The following is a 14336-nucleotide window of genomic DNA, read 5'->3' on the forward strand; positions in this document are numbered from 1 at the left end:
ATGGCTCTGCCCGTCTCCACACGAAGGTCCAGGGCCACCCGGGTGCCCCCGGTGGTCCTGGCCTTCGTCCTCGTCCCGCTGCTCGTCGAGGCGTTCTGGGTCTTCTGGCCGGCCCTCCAGGGCTTCTACCTCTCCCTGACCTCCTGGGACGGCCTGACAGCCCCGAAGTTCGTCGGCCTCGGCAACTTCAGCGAGATGGTGCACGACGAGGTCTTCCGCACCGCCGCGCTCAACACGGTGCTGTGGCTGCTGCTCTTCGGCGGGCTCTCCGCCCTCCTCGGGCTCGGCGCCGCGCTGCTGCTCCAGCAGGAGCGGCGCGGCATCGCGTTCTACCGGGCCGCGCTCTTCCTCCCCGTGGTCTTCTCCCTGGTCGCCACCGCACTCGTGTGGCAGGCCATGTACCAGCCGGACGGCCTGATCAACAACGTGCTGGAGGGCATCGGCCTCGGCGGCTGGAAGCACGCCTGGCTCGCCGACCAGGACACCGCCTTCTACGCGGTCATCGTGCCCGCGCTGTGGCGCCAGGTCGGCTACGTCATGGTGCTGTACCTGGCGGGCCTCAAGGGCGTCGACCCCGCGCTTTACGAGGCGGCGAAGGTCGACGGCGCCACCCACCTCCAGCAGTTCCGGCACATCACCCTGCCGCAGCTGCGCAGCGTCAACGCGGTCGTCCTGTCGGTGATCGTCATCGACTCGCTGCGCTCCTTCGACGTCGTGTGGGCGCTCACCCGCGGCGGCCCGTACCACTCCTCCGAACTGCTGAGCACCTACATGTACTCCACCGCGTTCCAGTCCCTGCGCCTGGGATACGGCTCCGCGCTCGCCGTCGTCATCTTCGTGCTGGCCTTCGGCGTCATCGCGAGCTACCTCGTGCGCGCCTTCCGGGAGGCCGACTGATGACCGCCACTCACGCCGCCGAGCGCGTCGCCAAGGACCTGGGAGCCGGCGCCGCCCAGTCGCAGACTCCCCGACGCCGCCTCGTCCGGGGCCGCGCCCTGCGCACCGCGGGCTTCCACCTCTCCGCGAGCCTGCTGTCCGCGCTGTGGCTGCTGCCGATCGTCCTGGTCCTTGTCACCAGCACCCGGACGTTCGACGACATCGCCGCGCACGGCGTCGGCAGTTGGCCGCACTCCTTCACCTTCGACGGCTTCCGCCAGGCCTGGGTGGACGGCGGCCAGCAGCGCGCCCTCATCAACAGCATGCTGGTCACCGTCCCCACCGTGCTGCTCTCGCTCGGCCTCGCCTCCATGGCCGCCTTCGCGCTCAGCCGCTACGACCTGCCGTTCCGGCGCGTCCTGCTGCTCCTCATGCTCGGCGGCAACCTGCTGCCCCCGCAGATCCTGCTGATCCCGGTCTCCAAACTCAGCGAAGTGCTCGGCATCTACGACCAGTTGTACGCCCTGATCGGCGTGCAGGTCGGCTTCGGCGTCGGCTTCTACGTCTTCGTCCTGCACGGCTTCATGCGCTCGATCCCCGGCGAGATCCAACAGGCCGCCGTCATCGACGGCGCGAGCCCGTGGCAGATCTACTGGCGGATCATCCTGCCACTGGCCCGCCCGGCCCTGGCCGCGCTCACCGCCCTGTCGTTCACCTGGATCTTCAACGACCTGCTGTGGGCCATCACGGTGCTGCGCACCGACACCCAGATGCCCATCACCGCCTCCCTCATCGGACTCCAGGGCCAGTACGTGTCCATGTGGAACGTCATCGCGGCCGGCTCGGTGATCGCCGCCGCCCCGACGGTGGCCGTGTTCCTCCGCTTCCAGCGCCACTTCGTGGCCGGACTCAACCTCGGAGCCGTCAAGTGACCACGGACGAACGGTGGTTGCTGTGCACCGACACCACGACCTACGCCGTCACCCTCGGCGGCGACGGCCGTTGGGCCGAACTCGCCGCATGGGGGCCGCACGGCGTCGAGGACGGCCCCTCGCCCATGGACCGGTCGCGGCGCACCCACTTCATCACCCCCGCCGACGCCGCCCCGGCCGAGTACATCCCTTACGGACTACGGCCGTTCACGGGTGCCGACCTGATCGCCTCCCGCCCCGGTGGCGACCGCGGCACCTGGTGGCACTTCACCGGCGCCACGCCGGACGGCGACCGGGCGCTGCGCCTGGAGTTCGCCGACGACGTCCTCGGGCTGCGTACGGCGCTCCACTACGAGACGGTGCCCGGCACGGACGTCGTCCTGCGCTGGACGGAGCTCACCTGCACCGGTCAGGCCGAGGTACGCCTGGAGCGTTTCGACTCCGCCACCGTCAACGTGCCCGTCCAGGGCGGCGCCCGGCTGACGTACCTGGCCGGCCAGTGGTCCCAGGAGTTCCAGCTCAAGGAACTCGAACTGGACCGCGGGCGCTTCGAGATGGAGAGCACCCAGGGCTCGGCCGGGCACGCGTACCACCCCTGGCTCGCGATCCAGGACGCCGCGGCCCCCGCCGAGGGCGCCACCCCCACGTACGGCGTCGCCCTGGAGTGGTCCGGCAACTGGCGCATCACCGCCGACGCCGAACCCGGGGGATCCGTACGGGTGCGCGCGGGCCGCGTGCCCCACGAGGGCGCGGTCCGCCTCGCCCCCGGCGCCACCCTCGTCACCCCGCGGCTGGCCTGCGCGTTCAGCCCCGATGGACTCGACGGCCTGGCCCGCGTCTGGCACCGCTACGAACGGCGGCTCACCGCCGGGCGGACGGACCGCCCCCGCAAGGTGCTCTACAACTCCTGGGAAGCCACCGGCTTCGACGTCGACGCGGCCGCGCAGCTGGAGCTCGCCAGGACCGCCGCGGAGCTCGGCGCCGAACTCTTCGTCGTCGACGACGGCTGGTTCACCGGCCGTCACGACGACACCGGCGGCCTCGGCGACTGGGAGCCCGACCCGGCCGAATTCCCGGACGGATTCGACGAGTTCGTCGACAGCGTCCGCGCGCTGGGCATGGACTTCGGCCTGTGGGTGGAGCCCGAGGGCGTCAGCCCCCGTTCCAGGCTCTACGCCGAGCACCCCGAGTGGGTGTACCGGATCGACGGCCGGCCCGCGACCCTCGTACGCAACCAACTCCTGCTCGACCTGGGCCGCGAGGACGTACAGGACTTCGTGATCGGCACCCTCGACCGGCTGCTCGGCGACCACGCCGTCAGCTACCTCAAGTGGGACATGAACCGCCCTCCGACCGAGCGAGGCCGCCCCTCGGACGAGGACCCCGAGCGGCAGGACCTCGACGCCGCCCACGTCGCCGGCTACCTCCGCGTCCTGGACCACCTGCGCGCCGCCCACCCACACGTCACCGTCGAGGGCTGCGCGGGCGGCGGCGCCCGCGTCGAGCACGCCACCCTCGCCCGCACCGACGTGATGTGGCCCAGCGACAACACCGCGCCCATGGACCGGCTGCGTATCCAGTACGGCTACCTCCACGCGCACGCCCCGCACACCATGAGCTCCTGGGTCACCGACGCCCCCGGCGTCTTCGACCCGCGCCCCCGCTCCCTCGCCTTCCGCTTCGTCAACTCCATCGCCGGAGTCCTCGGCATCGGCGCCGACATCCGCCACTGGACACCACGGCAGCGCACCGAGGCCGCCGACTGGATCGCCCGCTACAAGGAGATCCGCGACGTCGTCCACCACGGCGAGGTGAGCCTGCTCGGCAGCCCCGCCGACCCGACCTGCGGGATCCAGTACGAGGAACACGGCGGCGCCCGCCTGGTGGTGACGGCCTGGAACACCGGCCCGCTCGACGGCGCGCCCCTGCTGCCCGGCGGGGCCGCCCGGCTGCGGCTGCGAGGCCTGGCACCGGGCAGCCACTACACGGACACCGTCACCGGCACCCGCTACAGCGGCGCGTACCTGCTCCACTCCGGACTGCCGTTCGCCTGGACCGCCGGACACGACGCCGAGCTGACCGTACTGGCCCGGCAGTGACGGCAGCGAAAGAATCTGGCACCCCACTCCCTCCCGGACAGGAGACGATCCACCCCATGAACCCAGCCGCCCGCTTCACCAACCGCGTCGCCGTCGTCACCGGCGCCGCGTCGGGCATCGGCGCGGCCACCGCGGCACGCCTCGCCGCGGAGGGCGCGGCCGTCGTCCTGGTCGACATCGCCGCCGAACGCGGCGAGGAGACCGCCGAACGGCTGCGCAAGGACGGGGCCCGCGCCCTCTTCGTCGCCGCGGACGTCGCGAGCGAGGACGACTGGCGGCGGGTGATCACCGCCGCCCACGGCTTCGGGCCCGTGGGCGTACTCGTCAGCAACGCCTACACGGTGGCGGTCGCCCCGGCCCACGAGACCAGCCTCGCCTCCTGGGAACGACAGCTCTCCGTCAACCTCACCGGCGCCTTCCTGGGCGTCAGGGCGACCCTGCCCGACCTGCGCGAACAGCGGGGAGCCGTGGTGCTCGTCTCCTCGGTCCACGCCCACCGGGGGATCCCCGGCCACCCGGCGTACGCCGCGAGCAAGGGCGCGCTGCTGTCGCTGTGCGGCCAGCTCGCCGTGGAGTACGGCCCCGACGTCCGCGTCAACGCCGTGCTGCCGGGGCCCATCCGGACCCCCGCCTGGGACCGGGTCCCGCAGGCCGACCGCGAGAGCAGCGTCGCCGAGACCGCGGCCCGCCGCTTCGGGACCCCCGAGGAGGTCGCCGCCGCCGTCGCCTTCCTCGCCGCCGACGAAGCCTCCTACATCACCGGATCGAGCCTCCTCGTGGACGGCGGCTGGAGCGTCACCAAGGCCTCCGCCTGACCGCACCGACCGCTCCAGCCACCGACCGACCAGCAAGAAAGGCAAACAGATGACGCCATACGCGCGCCGGGGAGTACACGGCCAGACCGTGGAGACCCTCGCCCGCCGGGTGCTCAGCGGCGAGATCCCCGAGGGAGCGACGCTCGACATGGCGGCCCTGCAGAGCGAGCTGGACGTCAGCCTCACCGCCCTGCGCGAATCCCTCAAGGTGCTGGCGGCCAAGGGCATGGTGGACGCCCGGCAGAAGCGCGGCACCTTCGTACGGCCCCGCTCCGACTGGAACCTGCTCGACGCCGACGTCCTGCGCTGGCAGTTCTCCGAGAGCAACGGCACCGGCGCCGACCCCGCACTGCTCCGCAACCTCGGCGAGGTCCGCGGCATCATCGAACCCGCCGCCGTACGGCTGGCAGCCGCGCGCCGCACCGACGCCGACATCGAGGCACTGGAGGCGGCCCTGACGGCCATGGGCGAGGAAGGCGGCGCGAGCCACGCCGTCGAGGCCGACCTCGACTTCCACCGGGCGCTGCTCGCGGCCACCCACAACGAACTGCTGGAACGCATGGAGATGGTCATCGAGTCGGGCCTGGCCCAGCGCGACCAGCTCGTGCACAGCGCCCCGCACAGCGAGGACCCGGTCCCCAGCCACCGCGCCGTCCTGGACGCCGTGCGCGACCGGGACCCGGACGCCGCGGAATCCGCCATGCGCGCCCTGCTCGACCAGGCGACGCGCGACCTCGACAAGCTCGGCGGCCCGGCCGTTCCCGAGGGCGCGAACGGCTCCGCCGAGGACAAGGACGGCCAGGCACAGTGAAGATCGCGCGCGTCGAGACCTTCCTCGTCCCGCCCCGCTGGCTGTTCTGTCGCGTCGAGACCGACGACGGTGTCGTCGGCTGGGGCGAACCGGTGGTGGAGGGCCGGGCCGAGGTGGTCAGGTCGGCCGTCGAGGTGCTGGCGGAGTACCTGGTGGGCCGGGACCCGCTGCGCATCCAGGACCACTGGCAGGTGCTCACCAAGGGCGGCTTCTACCGCGGCGGCCCGGTCCTCTCCAGCGCCGTCGCCGGCATCGACCAGGCCCTGTGGGACATCGCGGGCCGCGCCCTCGGCGTACCGGTGCACACCCTGCTCGGCGGCCCGGTCCGCGACACCGTCCGGGTGTACGCCTGGGTCGGCGGCGACGAACCCGGGCGGCTCAAGGAGGAGATCACCGCCCAGGTCGAGGCCGGCTTCACCGCCGTCAAGATGAACGGCGCCGGGCGCACCCCGCCGATCGGCAGCCCCGCCGACACGGCCGCCGTCGTCGAGCGGGTGGCGATCGCCCGCGAGGCCCTGGGCCCGCACCGTGATGTCGCCGTCGACTTCCACGGCCGCTTCAGCGCCGCCAACGCACGGCGCGTGCTCCACGAGATAGCCCCGCTGCACCCGCTGTTCGTCGAGGAACCCGTCCTGCCCGAGCAGGCACACCTGCTGCCCGGCCTGGTCGCCGCCTCCTCCGTGCCACTGGCCACCGGCGAACGGCTCTACGGGCGGGCCGACTTCCTCCCCGTGCTGACCGCGGGCGTCGCCGTGGCGCAGCCGGACCTGTCGCACGCCGGCGGGATATCGGAGGTCACCCGGATCGCCTCCCTGGCCGAGACCTTCGGGGCCCATCTGGCGCCGCACTGCCCGCTCGGCCCCATCGCGCTGGCGGCCAGCCTCCAGGTCGCCTTCGCCACGCCCAACTTCCTGATCCAGGAACAGAGCCGGGGCATCCACTACAACAGGGACGCCGACCTGCTGTCCTACCTGGTCGACACCGAGCCCTTCCGTTTCACCGACGGGCAGGCCCACCGCACCTCGGCGCCCGGACTCGGCGTCGACGTCGACGAGGACGCGGTGCGCGCCGCCGACCGGTCCGGGCACGTCTGGCGCAACCCTCTCTGGCGGCACCCCGACGGCTCCTTCGCCGAATGGTGAGCACCACGCGGCTGCCCGTCCGCGCCACCACCGACCTGGACCACGGCGGACGCTGGACCTCGCTGACCGCGGGCGGCCGGGAATGGCTGTGGCACCGCGACGAGCCCCGCCGCCGTACGGTCCGGCCCGGCGACCCGTTCGCCGACGCGGGCGGCCTGGAGGAGTGCGTGCCCACCGTCCGCGGGCTGCCCGACCACGGGGACGCCTGGTCGCGGCCCTGGCGCCGGGCGGGGGCGACGGACCTCGTCGAATGCCCCGACTTCCGGCTGACCCGGCGTACCGGCGAGCGAGGGGACGCGCTCGTCGTCGACTACCTGCTCGCCGCCGAGCCCGGCTACCGGTTCGTGTGGGCCGCCCACGCCCTCCTGGACCTCACCCCGGCCGCCCGGATCGGCGTCACCGAACCGGCGGTGACCCGGCTCTACCCGGACGGGAGCGACCGCTGGGCCGCCGGCGACTGGCCCCGCGTGGACGGTGTGCCGCTGGACCGGCTCGGCCCGGACGACGGAAGCGCCGTCGGAGCGGTCGTCCTCACCCCCCGGGTGTCCGTGCACGACGGCGCCGACTCGCTGCACCTCTCCGTCGAGGCCGAAGGGCAGCCGGTCGCGGTCGCCCTCTGGCGCAACCTCGGCGGCTTCCCCGAGGGCACGCCGTACCGCTCGGTCGGAGTCGAGCCGATGCTCGGCCGCGTCTTCGACCGAGCCGCCGCGCACGAGGGCGACACGGCCGTCGTACCGCGCACCGGCGAGGTCGCCTGGCGGCTCACCGTCACCGCGACCCGCAACCCCTGAACTCCCCACCGCCGGAAGGGACATCCCATGGACCTGCTCGCCGCGCTGCGCGCACACCGACTGCTGGCGATCGTCCGCGGCAGCGACCCGGCCGCCGCGCTCACCACCGTGCTCACCCTCGCCGAAGAAGGCGTCACCCTCATCGAGGTCTCGCTCTCCGGGCGCGACGCGCTCGACGTCATCGCGCGGGCCCGCGCCGCGCTCGGCCCCGACGCCCCCCTCGGCGCCGGAACCGTGCTCGGCCCCGACGACGCCCGCGCCGCCCAGCGGGCCGGAGCGTCATTCCTCGTCACCCCGGCGGTCAGCGACGGCATCACCACCGGACGCGAGCTCGGACTCCCCGTGCTCGCCGGAGTGATGACGCCCACCGACGTGCTTCAGGCACACCGGCTCGGCGCCGACGCCCTCAAGCTCTTCCCGGCGGGCAGCGCCGGGGGACCCCGCTATCTGCGGGACCTGCGCGGACCCTTCCCCGACCTGCCCTTCGTGCCCGTCGGGGGAGTGGACGCCACGGCCGCCGCCGACCACCTGCGGGAAGGAGCCGTCGCCGTCGGTGTCGGCTCGCCCCTGATCGGCGACGCCGCCGCGGGCGGCGACCTCACCGCCCTGCGCGAGCGCGCCCGCGCCTTCCTGCACGTCGTACGCGCACAGGCCCGCCCGTGACCGCCCCCGCGGTACTGGCGACCGACCGACTCGAACTGGGCGAGGGAATCCGCTGGACCGACGGCCGCGCCGTGCTGACCGACATCCTCACCGGCCGGCTGCTCGCCGTACCCGACGCCCCCGACGCCCCCGACAAGCCGCTCGCCGCGATCACCGGCCTGCCCTGCCCGCTGGGCGCCGTGGCGCCGGTGCGGGGCCGGCCCGGCCACTGGATCGCGGCGGCGGGCACCGGCATCTGCCGCATCGACCCCGCCGGGCACGTCGACTGGATCGCGCGCCCCGAGGACGACGCACCCGTGCCGACGCGGATGAACGACGGCGCCGCCGACCCGCAGGGCCGCTTCTGGGCGGGCAGCATGGCGTACGAGGCCACCGAGGACGCGGGTTCTCTGTACCGCCTGGACGGCGACGGCCGCCTCACCCGGGTTCTGCGCGACGTCACGATCCCCAACGGCCCGGCCTTCAGCGCCGACGGCACGATCATGTACCTCGCCGACAGCGCCCGGGGTGTCATCCTCCGCTACCCCGTCGACCCCGCGAGCGGCGATCCGGGCACCCCCGAACCCTTCGTCACCTTCGGCTCCGGCAGCCCGGACGAACTGACCACCGACCTCGAAGGCTGCGTGTGGACCGCCGTCTGGGGCGCCGGGCAGGTCCACCGCTACCGTCCCGACGGCAGCCTCGACCGGATCGTCGAACTGCCCGCCGAACAGCCCGCGGGACTCTGCCTCGGCGGCTCCGACGGCCGCACGCTCCTCGTCACCAGCGCACACCTCGGCCTGGCCGCCCCGGGACCTCTCGACGGTGCCGTCTTCGCGGTCCGAGTGGCCGTCCCCGGCGCCCCGGCCGCCCCGTACCGACCGGCGGACTCCGCCGCTCCGAACCGCCCTGCGGACTCCACCGCCCCGTACCGCCCGGCCGACTCCGCGGCTCCGAACCGCCCTGCGGACTCCGCCGCCCTGTGCCAACCGGCGGACTCCGCCACCCTGTATCGCCCTGCGGAGTCCGCGGCTCCGAACCGCTCTGCGGAGTCCACCGCCCTGTGCCAACCGGCGGGCTCCGCCACCCTGTATCGCCCTGCGGAGTCCGCGGCTCCGAACCGCTCTGCGGAGTCCACCGCCCTGTGCCAACCGGCGGGCTCCGCCGCCTCGACCCGCTCTGCGGAGTCCGCCGCCCCGACCCGCCCCGCGGACTCCGCCGCCCCGGACTCGGCGGACCACGCCGGCAATCGCTAGGAAGCCCACCATGAGCACCCACCGGCCACTGCGCCCTGGCCCCGTCGTCTGCGTCGGCGAGAGCATGGCCGCCCTCGCTCCCGACCCCCTCGGACCGCTGGACGACGCCGACCTGCTGCGCGTTGACATCGCGGGCGCCGAGTCGAACGTCGCCCTCTATCTCGCCGACCACGGCATCCCGGCCCGCTGGGTCTCCGCGGTCGGCGACGATCCCTTCGGGCGCCGGGTCCGCTCCCGGATCGTCGCGGGCGGCGTCGATGTCAGCGGGGTGCGTACCGACCCCGAACGCCCCACCGGACTGCTGCTCAAGGACCCCGGCGCGCACGGCACCCGGGTCCGCTACCACCGTGCGGGATCCGCCGCCTCGGCGCTCACCCCCGATGTCCTGGACGACCCGGCGTTCGCGGATGCCGCGCTCGTCCACCTCAGCGGCATCACCCCCGCCCTGTCGCCCGGCTGCCACGCCCTCGTCGAACACGCGCTGCGCCCCGACCGCCCGTGGCCCGTCAGCTTCGACGTCAACCACCGCCCCGCCCTCTGGACCGGCCGCTCGGCCGCCGAGGTCCTGCGACCGCTCGCGGACCGGGCCGACGTGGTCCTCGTCGGCCTCGACGAGGCACAGGCCCTGTGGGGGGACGGCATCACCGACGCACGGCAGGTCCGCGATCTGCTGCCGGGCCCGCGTGTCCTCGTCGTGAAGGACGGGGAGCGCGAGGCCACCGCCTTCGTCGAGGCCACCGCTTTCGCCGGGGCCGTCGCCACCAGCGTGCCCGCCCTGTCGGTACGCGTCGCCGAACCGGTCGGCGCCGGTGACGCCTTCGCGGCCGGATTCCTGAGCGGCCTGCTGCGGGCGCTGCCCGTGGACCGTGCCCTGCGGCTGGGCCACCTGACCGCGGCCTCGGCGCTGCGGGTCGCCGCCGACCACGGCCCGCTGCCCGAACCCGCCCTCGCCGCGAGGCTCCTGGACGCCGACGAGGAGATCTGGCGGGCCGCCGTGATCGACTGAATCCGGCGTCAGCGGCCGTCCCGATGATTCCTCCCGTGGAGTGACGTGCCGTGACGGACAGAGTGAACGGGAGCTGTGACGTCCGCCGCAAAAAGTCCGGCATCCGCCATGGCCAGGGCCCGCCGGCACGCGTGATTTCGGCAAAAGCTCGGCCAGTCGAGCGTCACTAAGACGGGCGGAGTCGGGACATGAGGGGCAGTTCGGCCTCGACGGAGCCAACGCTTGCCCGTATCCCCCGTACCCTTCGTGGTGTCTACGGCGTCACATAGCGGGCGCCAAACCACTGGAGGCAACACCTCGTGCTGATTGCTCAGCGTCCCTCGTTGACCGAAGAGGTCGTCGACGAGTTCCGTTCCCGGTTCGTGATCGAGCCGCTGGAGCCGGGATTCGGGTACACCCTCGGTAACTCTCTCCGCCGTACGCTCCTCTCCTCGATCCCCGGCGCTGCTGTCACCAGCATCCGGGTCGACGGTGTCCTGCATGAGTTCACCACCGTGCCGGGCGTCAAGGAGGACGTCACCGACCTCATCCTCAACATCAAGCAGCTCGTCGTCTCCTCGGAGCACGACGAGCCCGTGGTGATGTACCTGCGCAAGCAGGGCCCGGGTCTGGTCACCGCCGCCGACATCGCGCCCCCGGCCGGTGTCGAGGTGCACAACCCCGACCTGGTCCTCGCCACCCTCAACGGCAAGGGCAAGCTGGAGATGGAGCTGACCGTCGAGCGCGGTCGCGGCTACGTCTCCGCCGTTCAGAACAAGCAGGTGGGTCAGGAGATCGGGCGCATCCCGGTCGACTCGATCTACTCGCCGGTCCTGAAGGTGACCTACAAGGTCGAGGCGACCCGTGTCGAGCAGCGCACCGACTTCGACAAGCTGATCGTCGACGTCGAGACCAAGCAGGCCATGCGTCCCCGCGACGCCATGGCGTCGGCCGGCAAGACCCTGGTCGAGCTGTTCGGTCTGGCGCGTGAGCTCAACATCGACGCCGAGGGCATCGACATGGGCCCGTCCCCGACGGACGCCGCCCTCGCCGCCGACCTGGTGATGCCGATCGAGGAGCTGGAGCTCACCGTCCGCTCCTACAACTGCCTCAAGCGTGAGGGCGTCCACTCCGTGGGCGAGCTCGTCGCCCGTTCCGAGGCCGACCTCCTCGACATTCGCAACTTCGGTGCGAAGTCCATCGACGAGGTCAAGGCGAAGCTGGCCGGCATGGGTCTGGGCCTCAAGGACAGCCCGCCCGGATTCGACCCGACCGCCGCCGCCGACGCCTTCGGCGCCGACGACGACGTGGACGCGGGTTTCGTGGAGACCGAGCAGTACTGAGCGTCGCGCCCCCTCTCCCCGAGGGGGCGTCCGTTCAGGCCAGGAGCCCCGGCCGCGCTCGACCGGCGTTCCTGACAACCGGGTGACCACAGTGCGCGGTGCGGCGATGGTCCACGGCCGGTCACGGCCCAGGACCCCGCGTACCGCGCGCTCCGTCGGACACCCGGTGCGGTTACCTTCCGCCCGCCGAACGCCCCGCTGACCGTGGGGCGTTCGGCGGGCGCGCGCATGTCCGACCCTCGACGGTGTGTGCCGTGACCCCCTCGTGACAGCGGCGGCCGGGCACCGTTCGGACGCGCCGGGGCCGCGGCTGCCGTGCGGCGGCCGTCACTTGCCGGCCAGGCCCTCCGCCGCGTTACGCCCGGCGTCCGCGGTGCGGCGGAGGAAGCCGGCGAGCCGTTCGAGTTCGGCGTCGTCGTAGTCGGCGCAGATCTGCTCCACCGAGGAGTTCATTCCGGCGAAGAGTTCGAGCAGTTCGGCGTTGCGGTCGCGCAGCGCCCGGACCAGGGAAGCCCGGCGGTCCGCCGGGTCGCGGTCGCGGGCCACCCAGCCCGCGCGTTCGAGCCGGTCCAGAACCCCGGTCGTCGTGGCGGCGTGCAGCCCGGCTCGTCGTGCCAGCGCCGTCGGGCTCAGCGGACCGTGGGTGTTGATGAGGTCGAGGCAGTCCAGGTCGATGTCCTTGAGGCCGAGGCGGCTGCCGACCTGCCGGTTGAGCAGCGTCAGCTCGGCACCCAGCTCGCGCAGCCCCTGCTTGACCTCGGTGGTGGCACGCCGTCGGCGGCGAGTCTCGTCCCCAGATGCTTCGGAAACCATAATGTACGCCTCTCAAACTAATATGCTACGGTTCTCGTATATTACGGCACCTGAATAATCGGGTGCCGGAGGGAGGGCATCGGCATGTTCGTGGTGATCGGAGCGACCGGAAGTGTCGGGCGCGAAGCGGTGAGCCTGTTGCTGGACGCCGGCGAGGAGGTGGCGGCGGTCACCCGTGACCCGGCCGCGGACCTGCCGGACGGCGCGCGGATCGTCAGGGGAGATCCGTCCCGTCCGGACACCCTGACGGCATGGCCGGACGGTGCCGAGGCGGTGCTGCTCAGCCCGCGAGCCGTCGGTGGGGCCGCCGCCCCGTTGTTGTCGCTGGCCGCGGCTCGGGGCGCCCGGCGGGTGGTGGTGCTGTCGGCCGCGACCGTCGAACACCCCGCGGGGCACCGGCGGTTCGCCGACGAGTTCAGAGCGGTCGAGGAGGCCGTCAGCCGTTCCGGCCTGGACCGGACGTTCCTGCGGTGCGCCGACTTCGCCGCCAACGCGCTGGCCTGGGCCCCGCAGATCCGTGCTGCCGGCGTGGTGCGCGGCGCCTACGGGGACGCGGCGACCTCCCCGATCCATCAGCGCGACATCGCGGAGGTGGCCGTACAGTCCCTGCTGCGTTCCGAGGACGCCGGGCACGCGGAACGGGCCCATCTGCTCACCGGACCGCAGTCGCTCAGTCAACGGGACAAGGTGCGCCTGATCGGTGAAGTCGTGGACCGGGACCTGTCCTTCCAGGAACTCGCGCCCGAACAGGTCCGCCGGGCCATGCTCGCCCAGGGCCTGGCCGAGGACATCCCCGACCGGCTCCTCGGTTCCCTGGCCGACTACGCGAAGACTCCCGGCCCGACCACCGACACCGTTGAACGACTCCTGGGCCGCCCCGCACTCACCTTCGCCGTGTGGGCCGCCGACAACGCCGCGGCCTTCGCGAGCCCGGCCGGGTCATGACCTCTCGGCCACCACAGGAAGGAACGGACGTGCTGGACACCCCCGTTGCCAGGATCGCGCGGTGGGCCGGCCTGCTCTTCTCCGGCGTCTTCGCGGGCTTTCTCGTCGCCGTACTCGTCCTCGAACTGTCCCTGCGAAGCTTCGACCGTCACACGTACACCCAGGTCCGGCACGTCGAACTCGATTCGCTGGACAGGCTCGCGGCCGTCACCCTTCTCCCGGCGCTCATCGCCACGGCGTCGCTCCTCGCCCTCACCTACAGGGCGAGGAGAAGGCCCCGCTGGTCGACGCTGACAGCACTCGTCCTGCTGGTCGGGGTCCTCGTCCTGACGCTCGTCGTCAACCTGCCCATCAACGCCGACCAGCTCGACTGGAACGCGCAGGCGCCGCCCGCCGACTGGGTGACCGTGCGGGATCACTGGCAGATCGCCCACGGCGTACGGACAGCCGCGGCCGTGCTCGCGTTCGGAGCCCTGATCGCCGACGCGACGGCAACCCCGCACGGCACCCGCCGGACGACGCCGCACCGCGCGAACACCACGCCGCCCGAGGAGTCCGCGCTGCGTCAACGGACTTGAGGCCGACGGCTGACCCTGCGCGGACCGTGTGATGCCGCCCGAGCACGGCCGACGCCTCGCCCAACTCCTGCCCCGTGGACGGCTGGTGGAGATCCCGGACAACTACACCTTCCTACCCCTCGACCAGCCGGCCGGACTCGCGCGCCTCATCCGGGAGTTCACGACGCGGGAGCCGGTGGGCGGCGAACCCGGTCCTGAACCGAACTGAATCTGGAGCGCGGTTCGCACGACCGGGGTGACGGCAGGGAAGATCACTCGTTTGACCGTACTAACAGATCTCCCTCGTACCCCCGAAAGAGCGAAGCGAT

At 72.8% G+C, this 14336-nt stretch carries 14 protein-coding genes and 1 pseudogene; 14 read left to right on the forward strand and 1 reads right to left on the reverse strand.

The genetic code is table 11. The features are described from left to right. The 11 genes and pseudogenes from ACIP79_RS39765 to ACIP79_RS39815 all read left to right on the forward strand — a co-directional run bounded on the left by ACIP79_RS39765 (nucleotide 1) and on the right by ACIP79_RS39815 (nucleotide 11692). A complete protein-coding gene (locus tag ACIP79_RS39765; RefSeq protein ID WP_401232177.1) occupies nucleotides 1-897 on the forward strand; it encodes a carbohydrate ABC transporter permease in 897 nt (298 codons plus the stop codon). Continuing rightward, on the forward strand, nucleotides 897-1808 hold the full coding sequence (locus ACIP79_RS39770; RefSeq protein WP_401232180.1) for a carbohydrate ABC transporter permease: 912 nt from the start codon (nucleotides 897-899) through the stop codon (nucleotides 1806-1808). Before ACIP79_RS39765 ends, ACIP79_RS39770 begins: the two co-directional genes overlap by 1 nt. Further along, nucleotides 1805-3907 (forward strand): alpha-galactosidase, encoded by a 2103-nt coding sequence (locus ACIP79_RS39775; RefSeq protein ID WP_401232183.1) that lies wholly within the window; start codon nucleotides 1805-1807, stop codon nucleotides 3905-3907. Before ACIP79_RS39770 ends, ACIP79_RS39775 begins: the two co-directional genes overlap by 4 nt. 56 nt (nucleotides 3908-3963) lie before the next feature. Next, nucleotides 3964-4722, forward strand: coding sequence for an SDR family NAD(P)-dependent oxidoreductase (locus ACIP79_RS39780; protein ID WP_401232186.1), 759 nt, complete (start codon nucleotides 3964-3966; stop codon nucleotides 4720-4722). Between the two features lie 49 nt (nucleotides 4723-4771). Then, nucleotides 4772-5533, forward strand: a complete 762-nt coding sequence (locus ACIP79_RS39785) for a FadR/GntR family transcriptional regulator (RefSeq protein ID WP_401232189.1) — start codon at nucleotides 4772-4774, stop codon at nucleotides 5531-5533. Beyond that, nucleotides 5530-6675, forward strand: a complete 1146-nt coding sequence (dgoD, locus tag ACIP79_RS39790; RefSeq protein WP_387187655.1) for a galactonate dehydratase — start codon at nucleotides 5530-5532, stop codon at nucleotides 6673-6675. Before ACIP79_RS39785 ends, dgoD begins: the two co-directional genes overlap by 4 nt. Then, complete coding sequence (locus tag ACIP79_RS39795) at nucleotides 6669-7466, forward strand: hypothetical protein (RefSeq protein WP_401232193.1); 798 nt, start codon at nucleotides 6669-6671, stop codon at nucleotides 7464-7466. The genes dgoD and ACIP79_RS39795 overlap by 7 nt, the downstream gene beginning before the upstream one ends. Nucleotides 7467-7493: 27 nt before the next feature. Further along, the gene (locus tag ACIP79_RS39800) at nucleotides 7494-8129 is read left to right on the forward strand and encodes a bifunctional 4-hydroxy-2-oxoglutarate aldolase/2-dehydro-3-deoxy-phosphogluconate aldolase (RefSeq protein ID WP_401232196.1); all 636 of its coding nucleotides are present in this window, start codon (nucleotides 7494-7496) and stop codon (nucleotides 8127-8129) included. Then, nucleotides 8126-9004 (forward strand): annotated as a pseudogene (locus tag ACIP79_RS39805) (SMP-30/gluconolactonase/LRE family protein); the annotation flags it as partial. The gene ACIP79_RS39800 and the pseudogene ACIP79_RS39805, both read left to right, overlap by 4 nt. A gap of 370 nt (nucleotides 9005-9374) precedes the next feature. Then, nucleotides 9375-10370: a sugar kinase gene (locus ACIP79_RS39810; RefSeq protein ID WP_401232199.1), complete on the forward strand. Its 996-nt coding sequence runs from the start codon at nucleotides 9375-9377 to the stop codon at nucleotides 10368-10370. A 299-nt stretch (nucleotides 10371-10669) separates the two neighbouring features. Beyond that, nucleotides 10670-11692 carry a DNA-directed RNA polymerase subunit alpha gene (locus ACIP79_RS39815; RefSeq protein WP_401232202.1) on the forward strand — a complete coding sequence of 341 codons (1023 nt, stop codon included), beginning with the start codon at nucleotides 10670-10672 and terminating at the stop codon, nucleotides 11690-11692. A gap of 327 nt (nucleotides 11693-12019) precedes the next feature. Here the strand turns inward: ACIP79_RS39815 and ACIP79_RS39820 are convergent, their stop codons facing one another. Continuing rightward, nucleotides 12020-12505, reverse strand: coding sequence for a MarR family transcriptional regulator (locus ACIP79_RS39820; RefSeq protein WP_401232204.1), 486 nt, complete (start codon nucleotides 12503-12505; stop codon nucleotides 12020-12022). 84 nt (nucleotides 12506-12589) lie between these two features. On the opposite strand from ACIP79_RS39820, the gene ACIP79_RS39825 reads away from it, so the two are divergent. From ACIP79_RS39825 to ACIP79_RS39835, 3 genes are read left to right on the forward strand one after another with little or no spacing between them, the layout of a single operon-like run. Beyond that, the gene (locus tag ACIP79_RS39825; RefSeq protein ID WP_401232207.1) at nucleotides 12590-13450 is read left to right on the forward strand and encodes an NAD(P)H-binding protein; all 861 of its coding nucleotides are present in this window, start codon (nucleotides 12590-12592) and stop codon (nucleotides 13448-13450) included. Nucleotides 13451-13479: 29 nt separating this feature from the next. Further along, entirely contained in the window at nucleotides 13480-14028 is a 549-nt protein-coding gene (locus ACIP79_RS39830) for an anthrone oxygenase family protein (RefSeq protein ID WP_401232210.1), read from the forward strand. Nucleotides 14029-14059: 31 nt separating this feature from the next. After that, nucleotides 14060-14236, forward strand: a complete 177-nt coding sequence (locus ACIP79_RS39835; RefSeq protein WP_401232211.1) for an alpha/beta fold hydrolase — start codon at nucleotides 14060-14062, stop codon at nucleotides 14234-14236. The last annotated feature ends 100 nt before the right edge of the window (nucleotides 14237-14336 follow it).

It is taken from the genome of Streptomyces sp. NPDC088747 (assembly GCF_044751025.1).
GTDB lineage: Bacteria > Actinomycetota > Actinomycetes > Streptomycetales > Streptomycetaceae > Streptomyces.

Coding starts and splice junctions, on each gene's coding strand:
- ACIP79_RS39765 (WP_401232177.1), top strand. CDS start 1: ATGGCTCTGCCCGTCTCCACACGAAGGTCCAGGGCCACCCGGGTGCCC.
- ACIP79_RS39770 (WP_401232180.1), top strand. CDS start 897: ATGACCGCCACTCACGCCGCCGAGCGCGTCGCCAAGGACCTGGGAGCC.
- ACIP79_RS39780 (WP_401232186.1), top strand. CDS start 3,964: ATGAACCCAGCCGCCCGCTTCACCAACCGCGTCGCCGTCGTCACCGGC.
- ACIP79_RS39785 (WP_401232189.1), top strand. CDS start 4,772: ATGACGCCATACGCGCGCCGGGGAGTACACGGCCAGACCGTGGAGACC.
- ACIP79_RS39795 (WP_401232193.1), top strand. CDS start 6,669: ATGGTGAGCACCACGCGGCTGCCCGTCCGCGCCACCACCGACCTGGAC.
- ACIP79_RS39800 (WP_401232196.1), top strand. CDS start 7,494: ATGGACCTGCTCGCCGCGCTGCGCGCACACCGACTGCTGGCGATCGTC.
- ACIP79_RS39810 (WP_401232199.1), top strand. CDS start 9,375: ATGAGCACCCACCGGCCACTGCGCCCTGGCCCCGTCGTCTGCGTCGGC.
- ACIP79_RS39820 (WP_401232204.1), bottom strand. CDS start 12,505: ATGGTTTCCGAAGCATCTGGGGACGAGACTCGCCGCCGACGGCGTGCC.
- ACIP79_RS39825 (WP_401232207.1), top strand. CDS start 12,590: ATGTTCGTGGTGATCGGAGCGACCGGAAGTGTCGGGCGCGAAGCGGTG.
- ACIP79_RS39835 (WP_401232211.1), top strand. CDS start 14,060: ATGCCGCCCGAGCACGGCCGACGCCTCGCCCAACTCCTGCCCCGTGGA.